Raw genomic sequence first — 24,467 nt, forward strand, 5'->3', positions numbered from 1 at the left:
CCCCCCCTTCCGCCCGGCCGGCCAACTGGCGCCGGTCAACTCCCGCCGGAAAGGTCCTTGAGAATCGGGCAATCCGGACGGCTGTCGCCTGCACAGCCTTTGACCAGCTCTCTCAATGTGCCGCGCATCGCCTGCAGATCGGCGATCTTCTCCTCGATCTTGCCCAGATGCTCCAGCGCCAACTGCTTCACATCGGCGCTGGCGCGGGTTTCGTCCTCGTAAAGCGCCATCAGGGTACGGCAGTCCTCGATGGTGAAACCCAGCGCCCGGGCGCGACCCAAAAAGGCCAGCTTATGCAGATCAGTCTCGGCAAAGCAGCGATAGCCATTGGCGCTGCGATGCGGTTTGATCAGGCCGATATCCTCGTAATAGCGGATGGTCTTGGCCGGCAGGCCGGAGCGGCGGGATACATCTCCGATATTCATGCGCGCGCCTCCTGCTTGCCGGCCGCAAGGACCGCCGGCCCGGCCTGTCCTTCATCCATGGCCGGTTTCAGGCGGCGCAAGCGCAGGGCATTGAACAGGACAAACACGCTCGACAGTGCCATTGCGCCTGCCGCAAGTGCCGGCGACAAAAGAGGCCCCCCAAAAGGGTACAGAACCCCGGCCGCCACCGGTACCAGCAGCACGTTATAGCCAAAAGCCCAGCCCAGGTTCTGGCGGATGTTGCGCATGGTGGCGCGGCTGACTGTCAGCGCGTTCACCACCCCGCGCAGATCACCCGAGACCAGCACCACATCCGCCGCCTCGATCGCCACATCGGTGCCGGTGCCGATGGCAATTCCAGCATCCGCCGCCGCCAGCGCCGGGGCGTCGTTTATGCCGTCGCCCACAAATGCCAGCACGCCATGCTCTGCCTGCAGCTCCTGGATCGCGGCAACCTTATCAGCAGGCAGGCATTCGGCCTTCACTGCATCAATACCCAGCCGCGCGGCAATCGCCTGCGCCGTCGCCAAAGCATCACCGGTGATCATTGCCACCTTCAATCCTTGGTCATGAAAGGCTTTAATTGCCGCCGGGGTACCCGGCTTGACCGGATCCGCCACCGCAATCACCGCCGCCGCCTGGCCGTCAACGGCGGCGAAAAGCGGGGTTTCGCCGCGCTCTGCCAGTTTCAGCCCCTCCGCCTCCAGCGGGCCAAGCGCAATGCCTTCGCGCGCCATCAGCCGGGCGGCACCGGCCAGCACCACGCGGCCCTCGACCTCGGCGCGCAGGCCATAGCCCGGGATTGCTTCAAACGTATCGGGTTCGGGCAGCCCCTTGCCTGCCGCTGCCGTGACGGCGCGGGCGATGGGGTGTTCCGACTGCGCCTCAGCGGCGCCGGTCAAGCGCAGCACCTCTTCGCGGGTGAATCCTTTGGCGCAGATCAATTCGGTCAGCACCGGCCGGCCCTCAGTCAATGTGCCGGTCTTGTCGAGCGCCACCACGCGCACTTCCTGCAAGTGCTGCAGTGCATCGCCCTTGCGGAACAGAACCCCCATCTGCGCCGCGCGGCCGATGCCGACCATGATAGAAGTCGGCGTCGCCAGCCCCATGGCGCAGGGACAGGCGATAATCAGCACCGAAACACCGGCCACCAGGGCCAGCGGCAGGGCGGGCGCAGGGCCGAGCAGAGACCAAACCAGCACGGTCAGCGCCGCAACCGCGATCACTGCGGGTACGAACCACAGGGTGATACGGTCGACCAGCCCTTGCACCGGCAGCTTGGCGCCCTGCGCCTGCTCGACCATGCGGATGATCTGCGCCAGTACTGTGTCGCGGCCAACGCGGGTGGCCCGGAATTCCAGCGCAGAATTGCCGTTGATGGTGCCCGTCGTCACTTCATCACCGCGGGACTTGGCGACGGGCACCGGCTCACCGCTGATCATGCTTTCGTCGATGTAGGAGCTGCCGGAGGTGATCTCGCCGTCCACCGCGATGCGCTCTCCCGGACGGACGCGGATCAGGTCGCCTGGGCCGATTTCTTCCACCGGAGTTTCAATTGCATCCCCGCCCGAGACCACCATGGCGGTTTTCGGCTGCAGCCCGGCCAGCTTGCGGATCGCGGCGCCGGTGCGGCCCTTGGCGCGGGCCTCCAGGAAGCGGCCCGTGAGAATAAGGGCGACGATCACCACCGCCGCCTCGTAATAGACATTGGCGGTGCCCGCGGGCAACAGCCTGGGCGCGAAGGTGGAAATCACCGAGAATCCATAGGCCGCGGAGGTCCCCAGCGCCACCAGCGCGTTCATGTCGGGAGCGCCGCGGAGCAAGGCCGGAAAGCCCTTAGCATAGAATTGCCGACCCGGCCCGGCCAGCACCGCGGTAGTCAGGGCGAATTGCAACAAGTAGCTGTTTTGCGTGCCTATATTTTCCATAACCCAATGATGCAGCGCCGGGACCATGTGGCCGCCCATTTCGATCAAGAACACCGGCAGTGTCAGAAGCGCGGCGATCAGCACCTGCCGGCCCAGTGCGGAAATCTCACCCGCGTTACGGCGGCCGGTCTGCTCCGCTTCATCCTCTGCCGCACCGCTGAGACGGGCCGGATAGCCGGTATCCGTCAATGTGCGGGCGAGATCGGCGGCGCGGGCCATGCCGGTTAAATAACGGATTTGTGCCGTCTCATTTGCCAGGTTCACGCTGGCCGATAGCACCCCCGGCACCGCCAGCAGCGCCCGTTCCACCCGGCCCACGCAGGACGCGCAGCTCATGCCGCTGACCACCAGGGAAGCTTGCGCCTCTGCCGCCGGATACCCCGCAGAGGCCAATGCGCTGGTCAGATCCATCAGCGGAACCTCCGCCGCAGCCTCCACCTGGCCGGTGGCATTGGCAAGGTTGACGGAGGCGCTCTGCACGCCTTCGACCGCCGCCAAGGCGCGCTCAGCACGCCCTGCACAGCCCGCACAGCTGAGGCCGGTGATATTCAGTGAAATCCTGCTAAGTTCAGACATCGGAATCCTGCCGCTTCTGGTCCTTTGACAAGAGATATGAGGGTTCCAGCGAGGGGAAGGTCAAGACCCGGCATTCAATTTCCTTCCCATAACTGGAATCTTTCGAGCAAGCTGCTGGGAACCGGCAGTTTTTCATCACGCGGGAATGGCGCGGACCGTTGGCCGGCTGTCGCATTCAGGGCAAGGCCCGGCACCCTGCTCCTGATAATGTGCCGAGGCAAAGCTTGCGTGCGCCAGCCTGCAAATGTAACGCTGGGTCATTCCGGCCCGCGGCCCTGCTGCTGGCTACGCATTCAACCGGATCCGCTTCGCGGCGGCCCGGCCCCGCAGAATTTGGACGAAGGACCAGTCACATGATCAAGACCCGCGCCGCCGTTGCGGTTGCCCCCGGCAAACCGCTGGAAATCATGGAAGTGAACCTCGAAGGCCCGAAAGCGGGTGAGGTTCTGGTGGAAATCAAGGCAACCGGCCTGTGCCACACCGACGAATTCACCCGTTCGGGCGACGACCCCGAAGGCATTTTCCCGGCGATCCTGGGCCATGAGGGCGCAGGCGTCGTGGTTGAGGTCGGCGAAGGCGTCACCAGCCTGAAACCGGGCGATCATGTGATCCCGCTGTATACGCCCGAGTGCCGCGAGTGCGACTATTGCCTCAACCCGAAAACCAACCTGTGCCAGGCGATCCGCTCGACCCAAGGGCAAGGCCTGCTGCCGGACGGCACCACCCGTTTCTCGATGCAGGACGGCACCCCGATCCACCACTACATGGGCTGCTCGACCTTCGCCAACCACACCGTGGTGCCGGAAATCGCGCTGGCGAAAATCCGTGAGGACGCGCCGTTCGACAAGGTCTGCTATATCGGCTGCGGCGTCACCACCGGTATCGGTGCGGTGATCAACACCGCCAAGGTGGAAATCGGCTCGCGGGCTATCGTGTTCGGCCTCGGCGGCATCGGCCTCAACGTGATCCAGGGCCTGCGGCTGGCCGGGGCTGACCAGATCGTCGGTGTCGACCTGAACCCCGGTAAGGTGGAAATGGCCACAAAGTTCGGCATGACCGATTTCGTCAATCCTGCCGAGGTCGAGGGCGACTTGGTGGCGCATCTGGTCGAAGTGACCGGGGGCGGTGCCGATTACACTTTTGACGCGACCGGCAACGTCAACGTCATGCGCACCGCATTGGAAGCGGCGCATAAGGGCTGGGGGGAATCCATCATCATCGGTGTGGCGCCTGCCGGTGCCGAGATTTCGACCCGGCCGTTCCAGCTGGTCACCGGCCGCTCCTGGCGCGGCACCGCCTTCGGTGGCGCCTCGGGCCGCACTGACGTGCCCAAGATCGTGGACTGGTACATGGACGGCAAGATCGAGATCGATCCGATGATCACCCACAAGCTGACGCTGGATCAGATCAACGAAGGCTTTGAACTGATGCACGAAGGCAAGTCCATCCGCGCCGTGGTGGAATTCTAAGCCCTATCCAGTTCGCAAATAGCAAAACGCAGGCCCTGGGGCCTGCGTTCTCGTTTCTGCGGCAAGGCTGAAAAGCTGCCGCCAAAAGCCGGACCCAGCCCTGTGGAGTGCGTCAGTTTTCAAAGGCGGTCTCCACCGCGTCCAAGCTGACGTCATACCCCCAAAGACGGCGCAAGTGCTTCAGCACCTCTTCCTGATCCTCCTCATCCAAATGAATGCCATCCCGCACAGTATGGGTCAGCTTCAATTCCCGGTCACCGCGCAGATCCGCGTCTGTCACCTGAATATCAGGTTCCAGGTAAGCCAGATCATACTGCTTTGCCAAATCGCGGCGGATCGCCTTGTATCCCGCGCGGTTATGGATCTGACTCACCACCAGATTGGGCAGGTCGGCGTCATTGGTCAGCGTGAACAGCTTGAACTTACGGATCAGATGCGGCGACAGGAACTGCTGGATAAAGCTTTCATCGCGGTAATTCGCCCATGCATCGCGCATCACTTTCCGCCAGTCGGGATCACCGGCGAAATCGGGGAACCACTCGCGGTCCTCATCAGTCGGGTCCTGACAGATCCGGCGGATGTCCTGCATCATCGCAAACCCCAGCGCATAAGGATTGAGGCCGGAGAAACGCGGATCGTCAAACTCAGGCTGCAGCACCACATTGGTATGGCTGTGCATTATCTCCATAAAGGCGCCTTCGGTGATTTGGCCCTGCTCATAAAGTTTGTTTATGATGTAGTAGTGCACGAAGGTCGCGCAGCCCTCGTTCATCACTTTGGTCTGTTTCTGCGGGTAAAAATACTGCGCCAGCATCCGCACGATGCGCAGCAGCTCACACTGCCAGGCCTCCAGCACCGGACTGTGCTTTTCCAGGAAATAAAGCACGTTCTCCTGCGGCAGGTTCATCTGCTTGCGGCGCGCGCTGAAATCAGCATCCTCGACCAGTTCCAGCTTGTCGCGACCCAGGGTTGTATCAGTCCAGATATCCAGCACGCTTTGGCCGCTTTCATAGCCTTCGCGCACCTTCTGCATCGCCACCAGTTCCTCGGTGGTCGGCTTGGGCGGGCGTCCGTAGCGGAACACGCCTTGGGATTGCAGCGCATGGGCCGCGTCCAGAATCTCTTCGACCGCACAAGGGCCGTACCGTTCCTCGCAAGCGGCGATGTAATTTTTGGCAAAGGCCAAGTAATCATGAATACCAGCTGCATCTGTCCACTGCTGAAACAAATAATTGTTCTTGAAGAAATGGTTATGTCCGAATGCCGCATGCGCCATCACCAGCGTCTGCATCGCCATGGTGTTTTCTTCCATGTTGTAGCTGATGCAGGGGTTCGAATTGATGACGATCTCATAGGCCAGACCCTGGCGGCCGGTGCGGTACAGCGCCTCGTCGCGGGCGAAATGCTTGCCGAATGACCAATGCTGATACATCAGCGGCAGGCCGACACAGGAATAGGCATCCAGCATCTGCTCAGCCGAAATGATTTCGATCTGATTGGGATAAACATCCAGCCCAAGGTCGCCCAGCGCGATCTCCTCAATCGCGTCGCGCGCTGTTTCCATCAGTTCAAAGGTCCATTCCGGCCCGTCGAACAGCGGCTTGCGCGCCTTTTCAGCTGCCTGCATACTGCGCCCCTTTCACCTTGGGGAGGAAGAACTCCCGGAAAATCGGATAGATGTGGCCGGGTTGCGAGACACGCTGCATTTCAAAATGCTGCGCCTGGCCCTTCACGTCACGGTAGTTCTGCCACAGGTCTTCGCCTGCTTCGGGATTGTTCAGCAGCATTTCCGCCGCCTCATCGACGATTTCCACATAGGCATAAAACTGGCTGACCGGCAGCAGGTCGTTCAGCAGCAGATTTTTGCAGCGCACCGAGTCATTGCCGAAATTCTCGCCGTCGGAGGCCTGCGCGCCGTAGATGTTCCACTCATCCGGCGGGTAGCGCTCTTCGATGATCTCCTTCATTTTCTCCAGCGCGGTGGACACAATGGTGCCGCCGGTTTCCCGGGCATAGAAGAAGGTTTCCTCGTCGACTTCCTGGGCGTGGTGAGTGTGCCGCACGAACACCAGTTCGGTGTGTTCATAGCAACGCTCCAGGAATAGGTGCAGCAGCAGGAAGAAGCGTTTGGCCAAGTCCTTTTCGCGCTCCTGCATGGAGCCTGAGACATCCATCAGGCAGAAGACCACAGCGCGGGAATTGCGGATCTTTTCCGGTACAAAGGTATCGTACCGCAGGTCCAGCGGGTCGATATAGCCGACGACCTTGCGCTTGCGGAGGATGCCTTCGAGTTTCTTTTGCAATTCGGCCAGAAATGCCTCTTGCGGCGGGCTGCGTTCCTCCAGCGCTTCCAGTTCGGCGATCTGCTCTTCCAAATCCCGCTGCGACTTGGTGGTCGGGCGCTGCAATGCAATCCGGCGCCCCAGAGAGTTGCGCATGGTGCGCACCAGATTGAGGTTGTTGGGCGTGCCCGCAGTGGTCAGGCCGGCCCGGCGGGTGCCGATGGTTTCGGTCTCCACCGTAGCCTTTTCCACCAGGTCCGGCAGCTCCAGCCCCTCAAACAGGATTTCCAGGTATTCTTCCTGCGTGAGTGTGAAGGAAAATTCGTCCGCACCATCCCCGTCCTCGGAGGCCTTGCGGCCACCCTCGCCCGCACCGCCGTCCGGGCGTTTGATGGTGTCGCCGACAACAAAATCCTTGTTGCCGGGCAGAACATGACGGCGCAGGCCGCCCTTGGAAGAGTGAAAGAACCGCGGCTCCTTCAGCCCTCTGGTCGGGATAGTGACCTTTTCGCCTTCGTCCGGGACACCGCTTCCGCTTTGGATCGATTTTCCCCGGACCGATTGGTCGACGCGTTCCTTAATATTCTCCCGGGCCCGCCGCAGGAACCGCTGGCGGTTCCCGAGGCTCTTGCCCTTCGGATTGGCGCGCCTGTCGATGAAATGATGCATATGCCACAGCGCTCCTCTTTAGCCCGCCTTGTTAACGCGCATGTACCATTCGACCAGACGCCGCACTTGGCGGTCGGTATAGCCATGGCCGCGCATACGCTCGACGAACTCCTGATGTTTGCCTTCGGTCTTGCTGTCCTTCTTGCTGCCGAAACTGATCACCGGAAGCAGCTCCTCGACCTGGCTGAACATGTGTTTTTCGATCACATCGCGCAGCTTTTCATAGGAATTCCAGGCCGGGTTTCTGCCCGTGTTTGCGCGATGGCGCAGGGCAAATTTCACGACCTCGTTGCGGAAGTCCTTGGGATTGGCGATGCCAACCGGCTTTTCGATCTTTGAAAGCTCCGAATCCAGCACTTCGCGGTTATAGAGCTGACCGGTGTCGGGATCCTTGTAATCCTGTTCTTCGATCCAGGCATCGGCGTAGGAGATATAGCGGTCAAAGACATTCTGGCCGTATTCCGTATAGCTTTCGAGGTACGCCTTCTGGATCTCGTTGCCGATGAACTCTTCATAACGCGGCGCCAGTTCCGTCTTGATGAACTCAAGGTACTTCTGCTCGGTCTCCTGCGGAAACTGCTCGCGCTTGATCATCTGCTCGAGCACATACATCAGATGCACCGGGTCCGCTGCCACTTCATCCGTGTCGAAGTTGAAAGTGGTGGACAGCACCTTGAAAGCGAAGCGGGTTGAGATGCCGTTCATCCCCTCGTCCACGCCGGCGCGGTCCTGATACTCCTGCACCGTCTTGGCTTTGGGGTCGGTGTCCTTCAGGCTTTCGCCGTCATAGACCCGCATCTTGGAGTAAAGGTTTGAGTTCTCATGCGGCTTCAGGCGGGTCAGCACCGAGAAGCGGCTAAGAATCTTCAGCGTCTCCGGCGCACAGGGCGCATCACGCAGCTCGCTGAACTCGATCAGTTTTTCGTAGATTGAGGATTCATCCGAGACCCGCAGGCAATACGGCACCTTGACGATAGACACCCGGTCGATGAAGGCCTCGTTGTTCTTGTTATTCTTGAACGACTGCCATTCGCTCTCGTTGGAGTGCGCCAGGATCAGGCCGTTGAAGGGGATCGCACCAAAGCTTTCGGTGCCCATATAGTTGCCTTCCTGGGTCGCCGTCAGCAGCGGGTGCAGCATCTTGATCGGCGCCTTGAACATCTCGACAAATTCCAGAACACCCTGGCTCGCCCGGTTCAAGCCGCCGGAGAAGCTGTAGGCATCCGGGTTGTCCTGGCTGAAATGCTCCAGCTGGCGGATATCAACCTTGCCAACCAGGGTGGAGATGTCCTGGTTGTTCTCATCACCCGGCTCCACTTTGGCCACGCAGATGCGGCGCAGGCGGGAAGGGTACATGCGAACAACGGAGAATTTGTTGATATCGCCGTCGAATTCATCCAGCCGCTGGACGGCCCAAGGCGACATCAGCCCTGGCAGGCGGTGCTGGACAATGCCGTATTCCTCTTCCAGAACCTTGCCCATGCGGACTGGATCAAACAGGCCCAGCGGACTTTCGAAAATCGGCGAGATCTGATCGCCGGCTTTCAGCACATAGATCGGCTGTTCTTCGACCAGGCGCTTCAGCCGCTCCGCCAGAGACGATTTGCCGCCGCCGACCGGACCCAAGAGGTAAAGGATCTGCTTTCGCTCTTCCAGGCCTTGCGCGGCGTGGCGGAAATAGCCGACGATCCGTTCGATGGTGTCTTCCATGCCGTAGAAGTCGTGGAAAGCGCTGTAGCGCTTGATTGTCCGGTTCTGAAAGATCGGACCGAGCCGCGCGTCCTTGGACGTGTCTACCAGCTCCTCTTCGCCAATTGCCTTCAACATCCTCTCGGCGACGTTCGCGTACATGCTTGGATCGTCGCGGCAGGCGTTCAAATAATCCTGCAGCGGCATCTCCTGCTCGCGGGTTTCGCCGTACTGCTCTGCAAAAAGTTCGGCAATGTCTTTCATCTTGAATCAAGCCTCCTGGTTATCTGGCGCCGTTCCTCCTGGCGTTTTAGTTCGCGGACAGACAGACTGCGCCCGGTACGTGGGCATGGATGTCCGCGTTAGTGTTGAGTTCTGATTTCTGCTCGGCGCCGTTTCTGGCGTTATACGTCCGGCTGGCCGCTCTTTGCGGCGGCCTGCGCCCGGATACCAGGCTGGCGGCGTGTTGCTTACTCTCAAGCTTACACCAAATACGTACTTCTTACTATCTGAAAGTGGTGTACTTTTAATTAATTGCCAGAAACTTTTGCGGGAAATTTTCATCACATCGCGGCGATCACTGTTGTTGCGGCCGCCTTACGCGCCACGGCAAATCAAGTGCCTCCAGCCGCGCGTCCACTGTTGATGAGAGGGATGCAAGGGGCTTTCCCCTTCTGCTTCTGAAGTCCAGACAACAGGGTTAGCAGTGCATACGGCAAGGCAAGACGGCCAATTCTCCGGCGCCGGCCATCCGCCCGCCCCGTATCACGGCTGCGTGAAAAACCTTAGAAATTCTGCGGCACTCAGGACACGGTTGCCGCCCAAACTGCATAAATCCCGTCCATGACGCACTGGACAGGACAATAAAAATCATCACAGTATGGCCTCAAAATGGCCGCAAAAGACGGTCGATGGGCAAACGTACAGGCAACGGAACGACGCAGCACCCGCCAGATTGCGGCGGCGCAGCGCACAGATGAGTGGTATTACAATGAGCACGGTCGCATTTATTACCCGCGATATGGCGGGCACTACACAGCATGGGAACTTTTCCGAAGGCACCCCGGCACGTATTGACGCCTCCCATGCCAAGGATATCTCGCTGAACCTCAGCCCTGCAGATGTCGAAAGCTATTCCCGCCAGGGCGGCAACCTGCACATCACCCTGGCCGATGGCCAGGAACTGGTGATTGAGAACTACTATTCCTACGGCTCATCCGGCGGGAAAAACCTGTTCCTAAGCCAGGACGGCGAATTCACCGAAGTTGTCCTGGAAGACAAATCCAGCGGCATGCTCTTTGCCACATACGAGCCGCTGGATCTGACCGGAAAATGGAGCGCCTACGATGAGATGGTGTTCCTGGACGTTGACCGCATCGAACCGGTGGTTGCACCGCTGGCCGCGCCGCTGTTCGGCGGGCTGGGTGCGGCCGGGGCCGCAGCCGGTGTCGTCGGCGCGGCTGTAATTGCCGGCGGCGGCGGCGGTGACGGCGGCGGCGGAACGGATGGCATTATTCCAGCGGTCGATGACCCCGATGCCACCTACCCGGTTTCTGACTCCACCACCGAACCGGTGGTTATCACCGGCACCGGCGCACCGGGTTCCGAAGTGATTGTCAATGTCGGCACCTCTACAGCCACCACAACCGTCGATGACGACGGCAATTGGAGCGTCAGCTTCCCGGTCAATGATCTGCCAGAGGACGGCAATTATGACACAACTGTGCATGTCGTTGACCCCAACGGGACCGAGTTCGACCTGGATGGCCCCGCTGTCGTAATCGACACGGTTGCCACTGTCGGCCTCGACGAGGGCCAGGCAGGCGGCGACGACATGATCAATGCCGCCGAGGCAGCTGACGGGGTGACCCTGACCGGAACCGCCGAAGCGGGCGCCACAGTGGAAGTCACTTTCCAGGGTGTGACCCGGACGATTACCGCGACCGAAAGCGGGACTTGGAGCGCTGACTTCGCTGCTTCGGAAATCGCCTCCGGTGAATACGACTCAGAAGTCAGCGTCACCGCGACCGACGCTTTCGGCAATACTGACAGCGTCACCGGTACAATCCGCGTAGACACGACCACGGCCGTGGAAATCGACAATGGCCAAGCGGGCGGCGATGACATTGTCAACAACGCCGAAGCTACCGCTGGTCTGACATTGACCGGAACCGGCGAGGCCGGCGCAAGTGTCAGCGTCACGGTTGAGGGCGTGACCCGCACCGCGACCGTGGATGCAGACGGCAACTGGGCCGCAGAATTCGAAGCCGGCTCGCTGCCTGCCGGTGAATACGACACCACTGTCAGCGTGACCTCCACTGACGAAGCCGGCAACACGGCAACCGCCACGGCGGATCTGCATGTGGACACTGTGGTCGATCCCCTCACCCTGAATTCCGGCAGCATCGAAGGCGACAATATCGTCAACGAGACCGAACGCAGCGACGGGGTAACCCTGACCGGCACGGTTGAGCCAGGCTCGACGGTTGTTGTGCAACTGGGTGATGCAACCAAAACTGCCACAGTTGATGCCGATGGCAACTGGAGCGCATCCTTTGCTGCCGCTGACATTGCCGAGGGCAGCTACAATGCGGCCGTGGTTGTGTCCGCCACGGACGCCGTGGGCAACACGTCGGAAATCACTGACACCCTGGCCATAGACACCGAGGTGGTGCCTTTCACTTCGGACAGCGTGACCGATGATGATGTGGTGAGCCTCGCGGAAAGTGCCGCGGGCCTCTCGATGTCCGGCACCGTCGAACCCGGATCGGCAGTACAAGTCACCATTCAAGGTGTAACCCGGAACGCGCTGGTGGATGCGGACGGCAATTGGACAGCCGAGTTTGAACCCGGCGACCTGCGCGAGGGCACCTATGAGGCCACAGCCGAAATCACGGCCACGGACCCGGCGGGCAACACACAGACCCTGACCGAAGGCTTCAGCGTCGACACTGAATACGACGCCCCCAACATTGGCGACGTGATCAGCACCGGCACCAGTGTCAGCGGTGTTTTCAGCGACGATTTCGAGGCCGGTGACACAATCCATGAGCTGACCAGCACTGGCAGTGTCTCAGATGTCAGCGGCACCGAAACCGATCTTGGCAACGGCCAGACCCTGTACGACTTCGATGCAGACGTGCCGGACGGCTCGCATCTTGTTGTGAACCGGGTGGATGACGCCGGCAACAGCTCTGGTACAATGGTGGTGCTTGAAGACGGCGCCGGCGCATCTGTGCTGGATCATGCGGGCCTCTCGCAGTTCAACATCGACGAGCTGAACCTGGTTCATGCCGACGCTGTCGACCTGACCCTGACCGAGGCCGATATCAATGCGCTGTCGGGCAATTCCGACAAGCTCACTGTGCATGGGGAAGCTGACGACACGCTCACCATTACCGGGGCCACCGCCGCGGGAACCGAGACTGTCGATGGCGAGACGTACAATGTCTACACAATCGGCGATGACGGCACCACGCTGTCCGTGGATGAAGACGTCAACGTTGTGATCTGATCTATCGGCCCGGCGGTCATTGCCGCCGGGCCCAATACATCAAAAGCCTAAAACAAAAGGGCATATGGCAGGATGCAACCGGGACGCTTTTTTTGCGCCATCGCAGTGATGTGCAGCCTGTCGGCCTGCGCCCGGACGCTGCCGTTCGGCGGCGGAGAAAGCGCGGAAACCGCGCCGCGCAGCAATTTCGCACAATCCGGCGAGACTTCCTCCGAGGTGATCCACGATCTGATGGGGCGCCGCTCCCTGCTGGCGCAGGACAGCGCCTATGGGCAAGTGGCCGAGGCCGCAATTGCCGCCTCTTCCCGCGCTGCCGAAGCAGAGCTGATCGGCGCCAAGCTGCGCGCCGAGGCTGCCTCAAAGAACTGGCTGCCAACCCTTGGCCCATCCGTCAGCCTGACCGATCTGGGGGATTTGGTGGCCGGCCTGCTGATTGAGCAGGTTCTGTTTGACAATGGCCGCCGCAAGGCCGAACGCGCCTTTGCCGCCGCCGATGTCGAAGTGGCCGCCGTCAGCCTGTCCCAGGACATGAACAGCCGCGTCGAAACCGCTGTCGGGCTGTATGCGGCTGCATTGCGCGGCGATGAAAAGGCCGCCTATGGCAACCGTGCTCTGCGCCGGATGCAGGAATTCCGCCGCATCGTTCAGGGACGCGTCGACGGCGGCGTGTCGGACCGCGCCGACCTCAATGTGGTAGACAGCAAGATCAGCGGCATCCGCACGGCCACGGCCACCGCCCATGACGCAGCTGCAACCGCACGCGCCGAGCTGCAGGCGATGACCGGCCAGTCCTTTGCGCGGAAACCCTCGCATCTGGGCATAGCCACGCCGCCGGAACAGGTACAGTTCCTGGCCGTGCTGAAGGCCAGCGCCGAAGCGGACCGTACCATCGCCCAGGCCAAGTCCGGCCGCGCCGGGCTGCTGCCCCAGATTGCCGCCTCGGGCAATGTGACCTCCGACGGGTCCGGTGCCGGGCTGACGCTGGGCGTTGGCCAGCCGCTGGGATTGGGCACGCCTGCCGCCATTCAAGCGCTGGAAGCCACCAAGGAGGCCGCCACCCGCCAGATTGGCGAAACCGAAGAGATTGCCCGCCGCACTTACAGCCGCCAGGTCCAGCAAATTGCGTCCTACCGGCGTCAAGAGGGCGAGACCGCCGCGCTGGTGCGCCGCAGCCGCGAGACTTACGGCCTGTTCCAGAAGCAATTCGAAGCGGGCCAGCGCCCGGTGATGGAGGTGATCCAGGTCTATGAGGAGCTGGTGCGCCGTGAACAGGCCTATATCGAGGCGAAATATGAGGTTGTGCTGATCCAGCTGCAGCTGGCACGCGACCTGGGGCTGCTGGCCGATGGGGACAAGATTTGACCGACATGACCCAAAAGCCGCCCCGTCCCCTGCCCGCCTCCGGCAAAAAGCCGGTGCTGCGGGCGGTGCCTGTATCCGGAACCGGAGCACCGGAAGCGATGCAGCCGGCCAACACACCCGCCCCTGCACCGGTCCCCGCTCCGGACGCCAATCCGCTGCCAAAAGCCCCGCCGCAGGACGTCCAGCCCGAAGTCGGCTCGCTGCTGGAGGGCGCAGCAACGCGTATTCAGCACCGCGCCAGCCTGATTGCCACCCTGGCCGCTCTGAAGGGCAGCGAAGTGCCAGTCAGCGACGTCGCCGCCTTCCTGTGGAGTGAAACACCGGGCGACCTGTCGCTGCATTCCCTGGCCAAGGCGTTGCACACGACCGGGCTGCAGCCGAAGATCCTGGAAAAACAAACCTTGAACCCGGCCCTCTGGCCCGCGCTTGCGGTCATGTCCGGCGGCCAATGCGTGCTGGTGCTGAGCCAAACCGAAGAAACACTGACCATCTACGACACCGCCTGCGCGGACAACCGCACCGAAGTGCCGCTGGGTGAATTCAGCCCCTATTTCACCGGCACCGTGCTGTCGGCCCGCCCCTCGCTCAAGCAGATGGCAGCGAAACACACACCGCAGATCGACCCCGGCCATTGGTTCTGGAGCGAATTCCCGAAATACCGCCGCCAGGTGGGCGAGATCATGCTGGGATCGCTGGTCGCCAATATCCTGGCGGTTTCGGTCGCGCTGTTCTCGCTTCAGGTCTACGACCGCGTGGTGCCGCATCAGTCGCAAGCCACGCTGTGGGTGCTTGCAGTTGGTGCCTTTTTGGCAATTGCGCTGGAGGCGATGCTGAAGCTGGCCCGCGCCCGGCTGACCGATGCCGCCGGCCGCCAGATCGAGCTGTCGGTGCAGCACAATCTGATGCGCCGCCTGATCGGCATGCGTTCCGACAAAAAGCCGCTGCCGCCGTCCGGCCTGTTTGCTGCAATGCGCGATTTCGGTTCGGTTCGGGAATTCTTTACTTCCTCCACCATCTCGACCCTGGCCGATATCCCGTTCATCGCCGTCTTCCTGCTGCTGGTCGCTTCGATTGCCGGGCCGGTGGTCTGGGTGATTGTTGCCGGCGGCATCCTGATGCTGCTGCCTGCCTATTTCATGCAGAAGAAGATGATCGCCCTGACCCGCCAGACCCAGGGCGCCAATGCCAAGGCCGGGCGCCTGCTGCATGAGGTGGTCACCGAACTCGACACCGTAAAAACCCAGCGCGGCGAGGAACGGGTGCTGCGGTTGTGGGATGAGCTGAACACGCTGTCCTCGCATTCCGCGACCGAGCAGCGCAAGCTGTCCAGCGCCCTCACCTATTGGTCGCAAGGGGTACAGCAGGCCACCTATATCACCGCCGTGGTGCTGGGCACCCTGCTGGTTTTCGCTGGTGAATTCACCGTCGGCACCATTATCGCCACCGGCATCCTGACCAGCCGCACCTTGGCGCCGCTGACGCAATTTGCCGGCACTTTGGCCCGCTGGAGCAACGTCAAGGCCGCACTCGAAGGGCTGGATGCGATTGCCCAGGCTCCGCAGGAAAAAGAAAAAGAACGCACCTACCTGCGCCGTCAGAAAATCGAGGGCCGGTTCGAACTCCGCGACATCCTGTTCCGCTATGAAGACGACGCCGCACCGACGCTGGATGTGCAAGCCGTGGCGGTCACCCCCGGCCAGCGGGTCGCTGTTCTGGGTGTCAATGGCTCAGGTAAGTCCACCCTGCTCAAGCTGCTGTCGGGGCTTTATGCGCCCGATCATGGCCGGATCCTGCTGGATGGCACAGACATGGCGCAGATCGACCCGCGCGACCTGCGTGCAAACATTGGATATCTCAGCCAGGACGTGCGCCTGTTTGCCGGCACCCTGCGCGACAACCTGAACCTTAACCAGCTGGAACGCGATGATGACCGGCTGATGGAAGCGCTGGAGTTTGCCGGCCTCGGCGCCCATGTGCGCAACCACCACAAGGGTCTGGATCTGGAAATCAGCGATGGCGGCCATGGTCTGTCGATCGGCCAGCGCCAGTCCATCGGCTGGGCACAGCTGTGGCTGCAGGATCCGTCCGTGGTACTGCTGGACGAGCCCACCGCTGCGTTGGACCAAACACTGGAGCGCACCCTTGTCAGCCGCCTGGAAACCTGGCTGGAAGGCCGCACCGCAGTGGTCGCCACCCACCGGATGCCGATCCTGTCGCTGACCAACCGCACCCTGATCCTGCAGTCAGGCCGGATGGTTGTGGACGGGCCGCGGGACCAGGTCCTGGCCCATCTGGCCGCCGGGGAAGGCAAATGACCATGTCTCTGCATGACCCCTACGGCAACGCCGAGACGCCGCGCAGCGCCAGCCGCATCATCTACCTGGTGCTTGCCGCCCTGCTCACGTTTCTGATCTGGGCGGCTTTTGCCTCGATTGACGAAATTGTACGCGGCGAGGGCCAAGTGGTTTCTTCGTCCCGCGCCCAGATCGTTCAGAACCTCGAAGGCGGCATCCTGGCTGAACTCCAGGTACGCCAGGGCGACATCGTCACCGCAGGCCAGGTGCTGGCCAAGTTGCAGGACACCAAATTCCGCGCCGCAGCTGATGAGCTGCAAAACCAGATCGATGCGCTGGAGATCAAACGCTTCCGGCTGGAGGCGCAAATGAAAGGCGCCTTTGAATTTGCCGTGCCGGAGATGCTGGCGCAGCGCTCCCCCGGCATCCTGTCCTCTGAACGCGGGCTGCTGACGGCCCGCCAGACCGATTTCACCAGCCGCCGCGACAGCGCCAAACAGATCCTCGACCAGCAGAATGCCGAGCTTGCCAATATGGAGCGGCTCTACAAGCAGAAGATCGTGGCCTTGATCGAAGTGAACAAGGCCCGCAAACTGTCCACCGACGCTCGCGCCAAATACAACGAGATCGGCACCCAGGCAGAGCTGGAACAGGCCGAGGAATACTCCCGGACCTTGCGCGAACTGACCACGCTGCGCCAGGAGCAGCGTTTGGCGGTGGATCAGCTGAACCGCACTATCATCACCTCGCCGATGGCCGGCATTGTCAACAGCCTGTCGGTCACAACCATCGGCGGTGTGATCCGTCCCGGCGAAGAGATCCTGGAAATCATCCCGCTGGGCGAAGAGCTGTTTGTCGAGGCCCGCATCAAGCCTGAGAATATCGCCAGTGTGCAGCCCGGCCAGGACGCCACAATCAAGCTTTCAGCCTATGATTACACCATCTACGGCTCCCTGCGCGGCAAGGTGGATTTCGTTTCCGCCGACACTTTTGAGGACGAGCGCAATCCGCGCGCCGAACCTTATTACCGGGTAACTGTCCGGGTCGACAAATCCGGCTTTACCGAACGCCAGCAAACCATCGAAATCCGCCCGGGAATGCGGGCAACCGCAGAACTGCAGACCGGCGCCAAGACCGTGCTGCAATACCTGCTGAAGCCGCTCTACAAGTCCCGCGAGGCCCTGCGCGAGCCTTGATGCAATGGAAAACGCCTGCCCCCAGTACGGCGGCAGGCGGAAAAGCGGTCCTGTCTCTGAATGGGGTCCTTAGCCCGCCCGCCGCATCAGATCCCGCAGCGTCGAATCCAGCGCCGTTCCAATCGACACCCGGCGGTTGCCCATCGCAGCCTTGGCCGAGATGACCGAAACCAGCCGCGGCGGCAATCCCGGGCGCATTTCCAGCACCGGCGAGCCTGAAGCACCGAAATCCACCAGGCAGGACATCACCAAGGTCCGGCTCTGCCGCGCCAGGACGCTGCAGGAGCGCTCCAGATTGGGCCGGGTTGCGTGCCTGCGGGTATAGGACAGAACCCCCAGTATATCCCCCCGCGCGGCACCGCTGGACATAGTCAGAGGCTGAACCTGGCTGCGGCTGATCGGCCGGTCAAGTTTCAGCACCGCCAGATCGCTGCCGATCTGATGGGTGCCTCCAGGCCGGTAGCGGTACTGCGGGTGCATCACCGCTTTCACCACTTGCCGCAGGGCCACGGCCTGCCGCCCGGACAGGCCCGCTTCGAACCGGATCGTGGACGGGTCAACCCGCGCCCCCGTCCTGGGATCGAATAGGCAATGCGCCGCTGTCAGCACCAAGTCCGGCGCAACCAGCGCCCCGGTGCACATGTTCTTGTTGGAGATGTTCAGCCGTCCCACGGCCTCCCACCCTTCCATTGATCTGACGTTGGACCGCGAATCATCCGCAGCCACGCCATCGGGCATGCCCAATGACAGGCACGCCGCAATCGCAGCAATTAGAAGTCTCATTATCCACTCCAGCTTCCCACAGACGCATCGTTATTCAGGCGTGCGGCTGGAATGAGGCCCAATGTTGCCAGGCTGAGACGGATTCATGGACAGAATGTGGCAGCGTTAACAATTCCCTAACCCCCCGGTTATTGATGCTTAACCATGGCAAAAAAGCCCCCCGAAGCGCCAGAGAAAGTAAACAATTCGTTAATATTTTTTCCAAACCATGAACAAACAAGGAGAATTCCGCAGCCGTTCACCGGCCTGAGATCCCTGGTTCCGGACTGCACCCCCCCGAATCGAGGCTCCAAATTCTCTGATACGTTAGCGTTTTCCGCGCTTTCGAAGCAGAACGGTGCACTGGGCACATCAGCCCGCTGGCTGCGATGCCGCCCAAATGGTTAATGCGCATCGTCCGGGACCGATGCTGCATGCCCAACTCACCCCTGGAAACTGCAGGTGTCTTAACAGATCGAAAATCTATCTGGCGTTGTATAGGGAACAATATCAATGCCTGCATCCACTGCCCGGCGGATGCGTTCCGGAGGTCGCAAACTTAGAAATGTTCCGTTCCTTGAAACTGGCTCACAAGCTGCCAATGCTTGTCATCGGCTCTGCACTTACCCTGACAATTGTCCTGATTGCTTTCAGCAGCAGCTACTTCCGGCGCAGTGTTGTTCACGATGCCGAAATTTTCATGCAATCGATGATTCAGGACCGCGAGGCGGCGCTCCAATCCTATCTCGCCTCTATCGAGGCCGCGATCCTGACAATTTCTTCAGTCCCATCGACCGCCAAGGCAATGAAAGACCTAGGCGTGACCTGGACCACCCGTGAAGGATCCGGTCAAAAAGAGGTTCAGAACCTTTCGATGTTTGCCTCCGCCGCGTCGCCTTATGACATTCACTTCGAACGCAGCCACCCAGCCTTCAAAAAGATGATGGAGCGGCTTGGATTTTACGACATATTCCTGATCAGCCCGTCGGGCGACGTTATCTTTTCTGTCGCCAAGGAGGCCGATTACACGACGAACTTGTCTGCCGGCCCCTTCAAGGATTCTGGTCTTGCCCAGGCTTTCCAGCTGGCTGCCGCTGGGGAGAAGGACACGGTCTATTTTTCCGACATCGCATCTTATGAGCCCAGTGCTGGTGCTCCTGCGGCATTTGCTGCCACCCGTATCTTGGACAGCGGCGGGCGCTACATCGGCGTCTTTGCGCTGCAGGCCGCAATTGACGGCATCGCTGGAATCACCTCCAGCTATACCGGGGAGCTGAACACGCTGGACGTCTACCTTGCCGGGCAAGACCTCAAGGCCCGGACTCCTTCCCGGCTTGAAGACGGGCATGCTCTGCTGGAGAAATTGCCGCCTCTGCCCCATATACAAGGTGCCTTTGCCGCAGCGTCCCTGCCGGCCGGAGACGAAGAACCCACAGCTGCCGGAACATTTTACCCTTCAATTGCCCGGGCCGATGGCCGGGAAATTGCCGCAGTTTCAATGCCGGTGGCCTTTCGCAACCTCCAGTGGGCGCTGGTCGCGGAGCTTGACCGGGCCGAAATTCTGACCCCGGCAGTAACGCAACGGCGGTTGATGATCCTGATATCCCTCAGCTGTGCAGCCTTGGTTTCATTGGCGGGCTGGCTGTTGGCGCGTTCAGTCACCAAGCCGATCGACCGTATTTGCGCCGATATGGAAGCGGTTTCGTCAGGAAACCTGGACACCGATGTCGAAGCGGCCCACCGGTCCGATGAAATCGGCAAAATCGGCAAGACGCTTGTTTCGATGCAATCAGACCTTAGACAGGCCCGCAGCGCCGAGGAGCATCGCAACAAGCTGCAGCTGGATCAGCAAATGGTGGTCGAAAGCCTCAGCGCCGGACTGGTCAGACTATCGGCCGGGGATTTTTCCCACCCGATAACTGAAACGTTTCCCAAAGATCACGAGCAACTGCGCCATGACTATAATCTGACGCTCGAAACCCTGAACGAGACTGTGCAGAGGGTTGTCGAAGCTGCCGCCAGTATCCGCAGCGGCGCTGCCGAGATCAGTCAAGCGTCTGACGACCTGTCGCACCGTACCGAAAGCCAGGCCGCAACGCTGGAACAGACAGCCGCGGCGCTGGATGAGCTGACTGCGTCGGTAAAATCCGCCGCCGACGGCGCCCGCAGCGTCGAGTCCACCATGGACGAAGCGCGTTCGGAAGCTGAGACCAGCGACTCCGTTGTTCAGAACGCCGTTTCCGCCATGACCGAGATCGAGCAGAGTTCGAACCACATTTCCCAGATCATTTCCGTCATCGACGACATCGCCTTCCAGACCAACTTGCTGGCCTTGAATGCAGGCGTCGAGGCCGCGCGGGCAGGCGAAGCCGGCAAGGGGTTTGCCGTGGTCGCCTCTGAAGTGCGCGCGCTGGCGCAGCGGTCTTCGGACGCGGCAATGGAGATCAAAACGCTGATCGGCGACAGTTCCCAACAGGTGAAGCGCGGGGTCGATCTGGTCGGCAAGGCCGGCGAGGCGCTGCAGAGCATTGTCACGCGGGTTGCTCATATCACAGAGCTTGTATCCGGCATTGCCGAAGGGGCTGCGGAGCAGTCGACAGGACTGCATGAGATCAACACTGGTGTTACTCAGCTGGATCAGGTGACCCAGCAAAACGCGGCAATGGTGGAACAGGCAACCGCCGCAGGTCACATGCTGAACAGCGATGCGGGCAAACTGGCAGAACTTGTGGCGCATTTCACGATCAATAGCCAATCCCGGGCTGCACAGGGCATTCAGCTGCCTGTCCGGAACAGCATCTCCGCTGACAACTCTGCGGCGGATATGGCTGCCACAGACCCGCCAGCCCCGTCTGCAGCAACAGGAACAGACGGTCTAGCCAAGTGGGAGAATTTCTAACCCCAGCCGAAAGAACAGAGCATCATGAAGGCCAGCAAAGGCCAGACTTCATGTGTTCCCGCCTTTCAAATGCGGTGTGTCCGGACTTCGGACATGCCGCTTTCTGCCAAAAAAACTGTAACCCGCGGACTGGCATACCGACTGCACAATTCTGAACAGTGCTCAATCAAACGGGCGAGGCCGTCCTTGCAGAGGCAATTCTGCCCAAATTGCAGAAAATTCTCCTCATTCCCGCTCGGCAGCGGAGCTGTTTCCAATCCGCTCACATTCCGAAACGCAAAGATTTCACAAAATGGGCTGTCACAACGCAATTTGGCGCAAAAAACCCAAACTCTATCCACAGCTTCGGATTTCTTAAGTCAAATTCGTCAGGGTAATTAACCTATGCGACAGTCAATATGTGGTAAGTTACCCTTATACGAGTGGACCCGGATACTCACTCCCCGGGCAAAATGTGTTTCACAAGGGGAAGATAATGAGAAATGCTAGCTATTCGGACATGACTGCCCCGCCGGCGCTGCAGCCGGTCATACTCAACATCCTGTCTGTGGATGATGATGAAATCGACAGGCTACGCTTGAGCAAACTATGCCGCAAAGCCGGGATGAAAGCTGAATTCTTTGAGGCTGCCAATCTGGAAGAAATGCGCCAGCAGCTGGAGATAGAGCAATTTGACCTGGTGTTTCTGGATCATAACCTTGGCATGGACACCGGGCTTGACGCACTCAAAATTCTGCTGACACATGAAGAGCAAGTCCAGGCTGTGCCGATCATGCTGACGAGCATGACCAACTATCAAATTGCCGTTGAAGCCATGCGGCGCGGCTGCGCCGACTACATAGTCAAGGAAGAGCTGTCCGCCGACACGCTGATCAAATCCATCGCCTCCGCGATTGAACGGCGGGCGCTCTATGGCCAGCTCAGCAGCGCGCGCGCATCTGAAAAAGAGCTCCGGCGGATATTCAAGCGCTTCATTGTCGGCTGCGGCCCAGACCTTCGGCTGCTGCTGAGCCGCACGCTTGCCGGTGTCCGAATGATCAAGACACAAGCCCGGCAGGATGACACCGTGCCTTCCGCCATTTTATCCGACGTCTCACTTCTTGAGCGAAGCTGCAAGGATCTGGTTGTGTTCATGGATGACCTGGACAGCGTCATTTCAGACACCCGGGAAATCACTGCGAAGGCGAATCCCAGCCTGCTCCAATAGCATTCCGCTTCACGGGTCTGCGCAAATGAATCTTAGGCATGTCCAGGGCGTTCATGAAACTGAAGGTCAAAATTGTGTTCATTTTCTTTTGTGCCATCCGGGGCAGTCGCCCACGGCATTCCCTTGCCGGCCGCCCCGTTCCAAGCCGGGTTCAGAGTCAGGCTGCTATGATGCCGGGCCCCAACCAGGACTGCCCAGAAGGACCTTCTGCAGGGTGAAGTGGTCGAAGGAAGCGCCAAAAAGGACATGACGATATGATTTCCAGTTCTCAAACCGCTAGCCGCCCGGCCCTGAATATTATCCTTGTCGAAGATGACGACGGTGATGCAAAAGCCCTGAACCGCGCATTCGACCGGGCCCGGATTGCCAACCCGATCAAACGGTTCGTGGACGGAGTTGAGGCTCTGGCGTTCCTGCGCGGTGAAATGCACCAAGTGCCGCCGCCCAACTTTGTTGTGTTGAGCGATATCAACATGCCCCGCAAGAACGGGATTGAGCTTCTGAAGGAAATCCGCGCTGATCCGGTGCTGCACAAGGTCCTTTTTATCGTGCTGACAACCTCTGCCGACGAACGGGATATTTCCGCCGCCTACGCCAACAATGTCGCTGGATACATTCTCAAATCCAATGCCGGCGGCATGTTTGTCGACTTGATGGCAACCCTCGACAACTACTGGCGCATAGTAGAACTGCCCGATATCCACGTCAGAAAGGTGTCCGATGACGGTCCTCAACATTCTGGTCATTGATGATGACGCCGGTGATCGGAAACTAGCGCGCAGACTGCTGCAGCATCTGTATCCGGATGCCAATGTCATTGAGGCCGACTGTGGAGAGGCCGCCTTGTCTCACTCCGGCCTTCCTGTAGAAGTGATCCTGCTGGACTATCTCCTGCCTGATGGCACCGGACTCGACCTGATTGCGCGGCTGACCGAAACCTGGCCGCGGGCGGTTTTGTTCATGACGACCGGTCAGGGGGATGAGGAAATCGCCAAAAGCGTCATTTTGGCCGGCGCAAGTGACTACATCCCAAAATCTGCGATCACTTCTGAAGCCTTGATGCGGATGATCAAGAACGGGCAGAAGGTTGCAGACATGCGCTGGCGGATCCAGGAACAGCAGAACGAGCTGCGCCTTTTCTCCGATGTGCTGGTACATGACATGCGGGCGCCAATCCGGGCCATAAAATTTCTTAGCGATCAGATACACGAGGATTACCAGAACGGCGATCTTGAGGAGGTGGCCCGGCAATTCGAGCTGATGAAAAAATCGGTGCGCAAAACGTCTGAACTGATCGAAGGGCTGGCATCCCATATCAACCCGCACAGCAATGGCAAGCCTGCCCATGTGACCGTCGAAAGCCTCTTTGACAGTCTGCGGGCAGTCATGGCGCAGGATCTTGTGCAATCCGGCGTCCGGATAGGATGGCATTCCGGCGGGCTGGCCGGCTTGTGCTTCCCGCCGGACATCGTGCAATTGCTGCAAAACCTGATCGGCAATGCGATCAAATACAGCGGTGGCAAAACCGCTGAGATTTCCGTGACTGCGGAACGTGCCGGGTCCGGATTGATGATATCCGTTGCCGACAACGGTATCGGCGTTCCAGCGCAATACCGGGAAAAGATTTTTGAGCCGTTCAAGCGGCTGCAGCGTGGCAGTGATCAACCAGGCAGCGGTCTGGGCCTGGCGACCTGCGCCAAGATCGCCAAGCGTCACAACGGAACGATCTGGTGCGATCCGGAGGCGGACGCAGGCACCACAATCCGCTTCACAATCGACCTTGAGGCCGGACTGGCACGGGAAACGGCCTGATTGCTATAGTGCTCCCTCCCGCGGCAGGCAGCACTATACAGGGGAAGGCAGATCACGGTTGCCCCCCGCCCGGTGCCTGCAGAACCAAAGAGCATTCAGATGTCCGTCGCCCAGCCCCTTCAGCGCGGATAGCAAATACGCGGCTTCCTGCTCTGGGATACAGTAAAAAACTCTGATGTAATCCGGCCGCCCCAAGGGGCCCGGCACATTACCACAATAGTGATCGGCCGTGCAGGGATCCCGCTTGCGCATCCGCTGTTTCGGCAACAGTCATCCCGGCGGGGACGGTCGCCAGCGGATGCGCAAAGAAGGCCGCTCAGGAAGCCGCATTTCCATGGCGGCATTGTTGTAATAGCGATCCGCTCATCTTCCCTGTTCTGCGC

The 24,467-nt window shown here is 60.3% G+C and carries 15 protein-coding genes; 9 read left to right on the forward strand and 6 right to left on the reverse strand.

Features of this window, described 5'->3' with window-relative positions; translation table 11 throughout:
• Positions 1-35 precede the first annotated feature (35 nt).
• The gene (gene cueR, locus ETW24_RS15390) at positions 36-425 is read right to left on the reverse strand and encodes a Cu(I)-responsive transcriptional regulator (RefSeq protein WP_129371874.1); all 390 of its coding nucleotides are present in this window, start codon (positions 423-425) and stop codon (positions 36-38) included.
• The gene (locus tag ETW24_RS15395) at positions 422-2,929 is read right to left on the reverse strand and encodes a heavy metal translocating P-type ATPase (RefSeq protein WP_129371875.1); all 2,508 of its coding nucleotides are present in this window, start codon (positions 2,927-2,929) and stop codon (positions 422-424) included. The genes cueR and ETW24_RS15395 overlap by 4 nt, the downstream gene beginning before the upstream one ends.
• Before the next feature lie 356 nt (positions 2,930-3,285).
• Here ETW24_RS15395 and ETW24_RS15400 point away from each other — a divergent pair, with 356 nt between their 5' ends.
• On the forward strand, positions 3,286-4,398 hold the full coding sequence (locus ETW24_RS15400; RefSeq protein WP_129372948.1) for an S-(hydroxymethyl)glutathione dehydrogenase/class III alcohol dehydrogenase: 1,113 nt from the start codon (positions 3,286-3,288) through the stop codon (positions 4,396-4,398).
• Positions 4,399-4,510: 112 nt separating this feature from the next.
• Here ETW24_RS15400 and ETW24_RS15405 read toward each other — a convergent pair whose 3' ends face one another.
• From ETW24_RS15405 to ETW24_RS15415, 3 genes are read right to left on the reverse strand one after another with little or no spacing between them, the layout of a single operon-like run.
• Positions 4,511-6,025 carry a SpoVR family protein gene (locus ETW24_RS15405; protein WP_129371876.1) on the reverse strand — a complete coding sequence of 505 codons (1,515 nt, stop codon included), beginning with the start codon at positions 6,023-6,025 and terminating at the stop codon, positions 4,511-4,513.
• Positions 6,012-7,349 carry a YeaH/YhbH family protein gene (locus tag ETW24_RS15410; RefSeq protein ID WP_129371877.1) on the reverse strand — a complete coding sequence of 446 codons (1,338 nt, stop codon included), beginning with the start codon at positions 7,347-7,349 and terminating at the stop codon, positions 6,012-6,014. Before ETW24_RS15410 ends, ETW24_RS15405 begins: the two co-directional genes overlap by 14 nt.
• 18 nt (positions 7,350-7,367) lie before the next feature.
• On the reverse strand, positions 7,368-9,302 hold the full coding sequence (locus ETW24_RS15415; RefSeq protein ID WP_129371878.1) for a PrkA family serine protein kinase: 1,935 nt from the start codon (positions 9,300-9,302) through the stop codon (positions 7,368-7,370).
• A gap of 727 nt (positions 9,303-10,029) precedes the next feature.
• Between ETW24_RS15415 and ETW24_RS15420 the strand changes: the two genes are divergently transcribed.
• The 4 genes from ETW24_RS15420 (at position 10,030) to ETW24_RS15435 (ending at position 17,404) form a co-directional block, all read left to right on the forward strand.
• The gene (locus ETW24_RS15420; RefSeq protein WP_129371879.1) at positions 10,030-12,552 is read left to right on the forward strand and encodes an Ig-like domain-containing protein; all 2,523 of its coding nucleotides are present in this window, start codon (positions 10,030-10,032) and stop codon (positions 12,550-12,552) included.
• A gap of 72 nt (positions 12,553-12,624) precedes the next feature.
• On the forward strand, positions 12,625-13,914 hold the full coding sequence (locus ETW24_RS15425) for a TolC family protein (RefSeq protein WP_129371880.1): 1,290 nt from the start codon (positions 12,625-12,627) through the stop codon (positions 13,912-13,914).
• A gap of 5 nt (positions 13,915-13,919) precedes the next feature.
• Positions 13,920-16,229 carry an ATP-binding cassette domain-containing protein gene (locus ETW24_RS15430; RefSeq protein ID WP_129371881.1) on the forward strand — a complete coding sequence of 770 codons (2,310 nt, stop codon included), beginning with the start codon at positions 13,920-13,922 and terminating at the stop codon, positions 16,227-16,229.
• Positions 16,226-17,404, forward strand: coding sequence for an HlyD family type I secretion periplasmic adaptor subunit (locus ETW24_RS15435; RefSeq protein WP_129371882.1), 1,179 nt, complete (start codon positions 16,226-16,228; stop codon positions 17,402-17,404). The genes ETW24_RS15430 and ETW24_RS15435 overlap by 4 nt, the downstream gene beginning before the upstream one ends.
• A 69-nt stretch (positions 17,405-17,473) precedes the next feature.
• Here ETW24_RS15435 and ETW24_RS15440 read toward each other — a convergent pair whose 3' ends face one another.
• Entirely contained in the window at positions 17,474-18,187 is a 714-nt protein-coding gene (locus tag ETW24_RS15440) for a trypsin-like serine peptidase (RefSeq protein WP_129371883.1), read from the reverse strand.
• A gap of 544 nt (positions 18,188-18,731) precedes the next feature.
• Here ETW24_RS15440 and ETW24_RS15445 point away from each other — a divergent pair.
• The 4 genes from ETW24_RS15445 (at position 18,732) to ETW24_RS15460 (ending at position 24,084) form a co-directional block, all read left to right on the forward strand.
• Complete coding sequence (locus ETW24_RS15445; RefSeq protein ID WP_129371884.1) at positions 18,732-21,065, forward strand: methyl-accepting chemotaxis protein; 2,334 nt, start codon at positions 18,732-18,734, stop codon at positions 21,063-21,065.
• A gap of 547 nt (positions 21,066-21,612) precedes the next feature.
• Positions 21,613-22,272, forward strand: coding sequence for a response regulator (locus tag ETW24_RS15450; RefSeq protein ID WP_254695624.1), 660 nt, complete (start codon positions 21,613-21,615; stop codon positions 22,270-22,272).
• 254 nt (positions 22,273-22,526) lie between these two features.
• Complete coding sequence (locus ETW24_RS15455) at positions 22,527-23,021, forward strand: response regulator (protein WP_129371885.1); 495 nt, start codon at positions 22,527-22,529, stop codon at positions 23,019-23,021.
• On the forward strand, positions 22,993-24,084 hold the full coding sequence (locus ETW24_RS15460) for a sensor histidine kinase (RefSeq protein ID WP_129371886.1): 1,092 nt from the start codon (positions 22,993-22,995) through the stop codon (positions 24,082-24,084). Before ETW24_RS15455 ends, ETW24_RS15460 begins: the two co-directional genes overlap by 29 nt.
• Positions 24,085-24,467 lie beyond the last annotated feature (383 nt).

Origin of the sequence: Leisingera sp. NJS204, assembly GCF_004123675.1 — a bacterium.
Taxonomy (GTDB): domain Bacteria; phylum Pseudomonadota; class Alphaproteobacteria; order Rhodobacterales; family Rhodobacteraceae; genus Leisingera.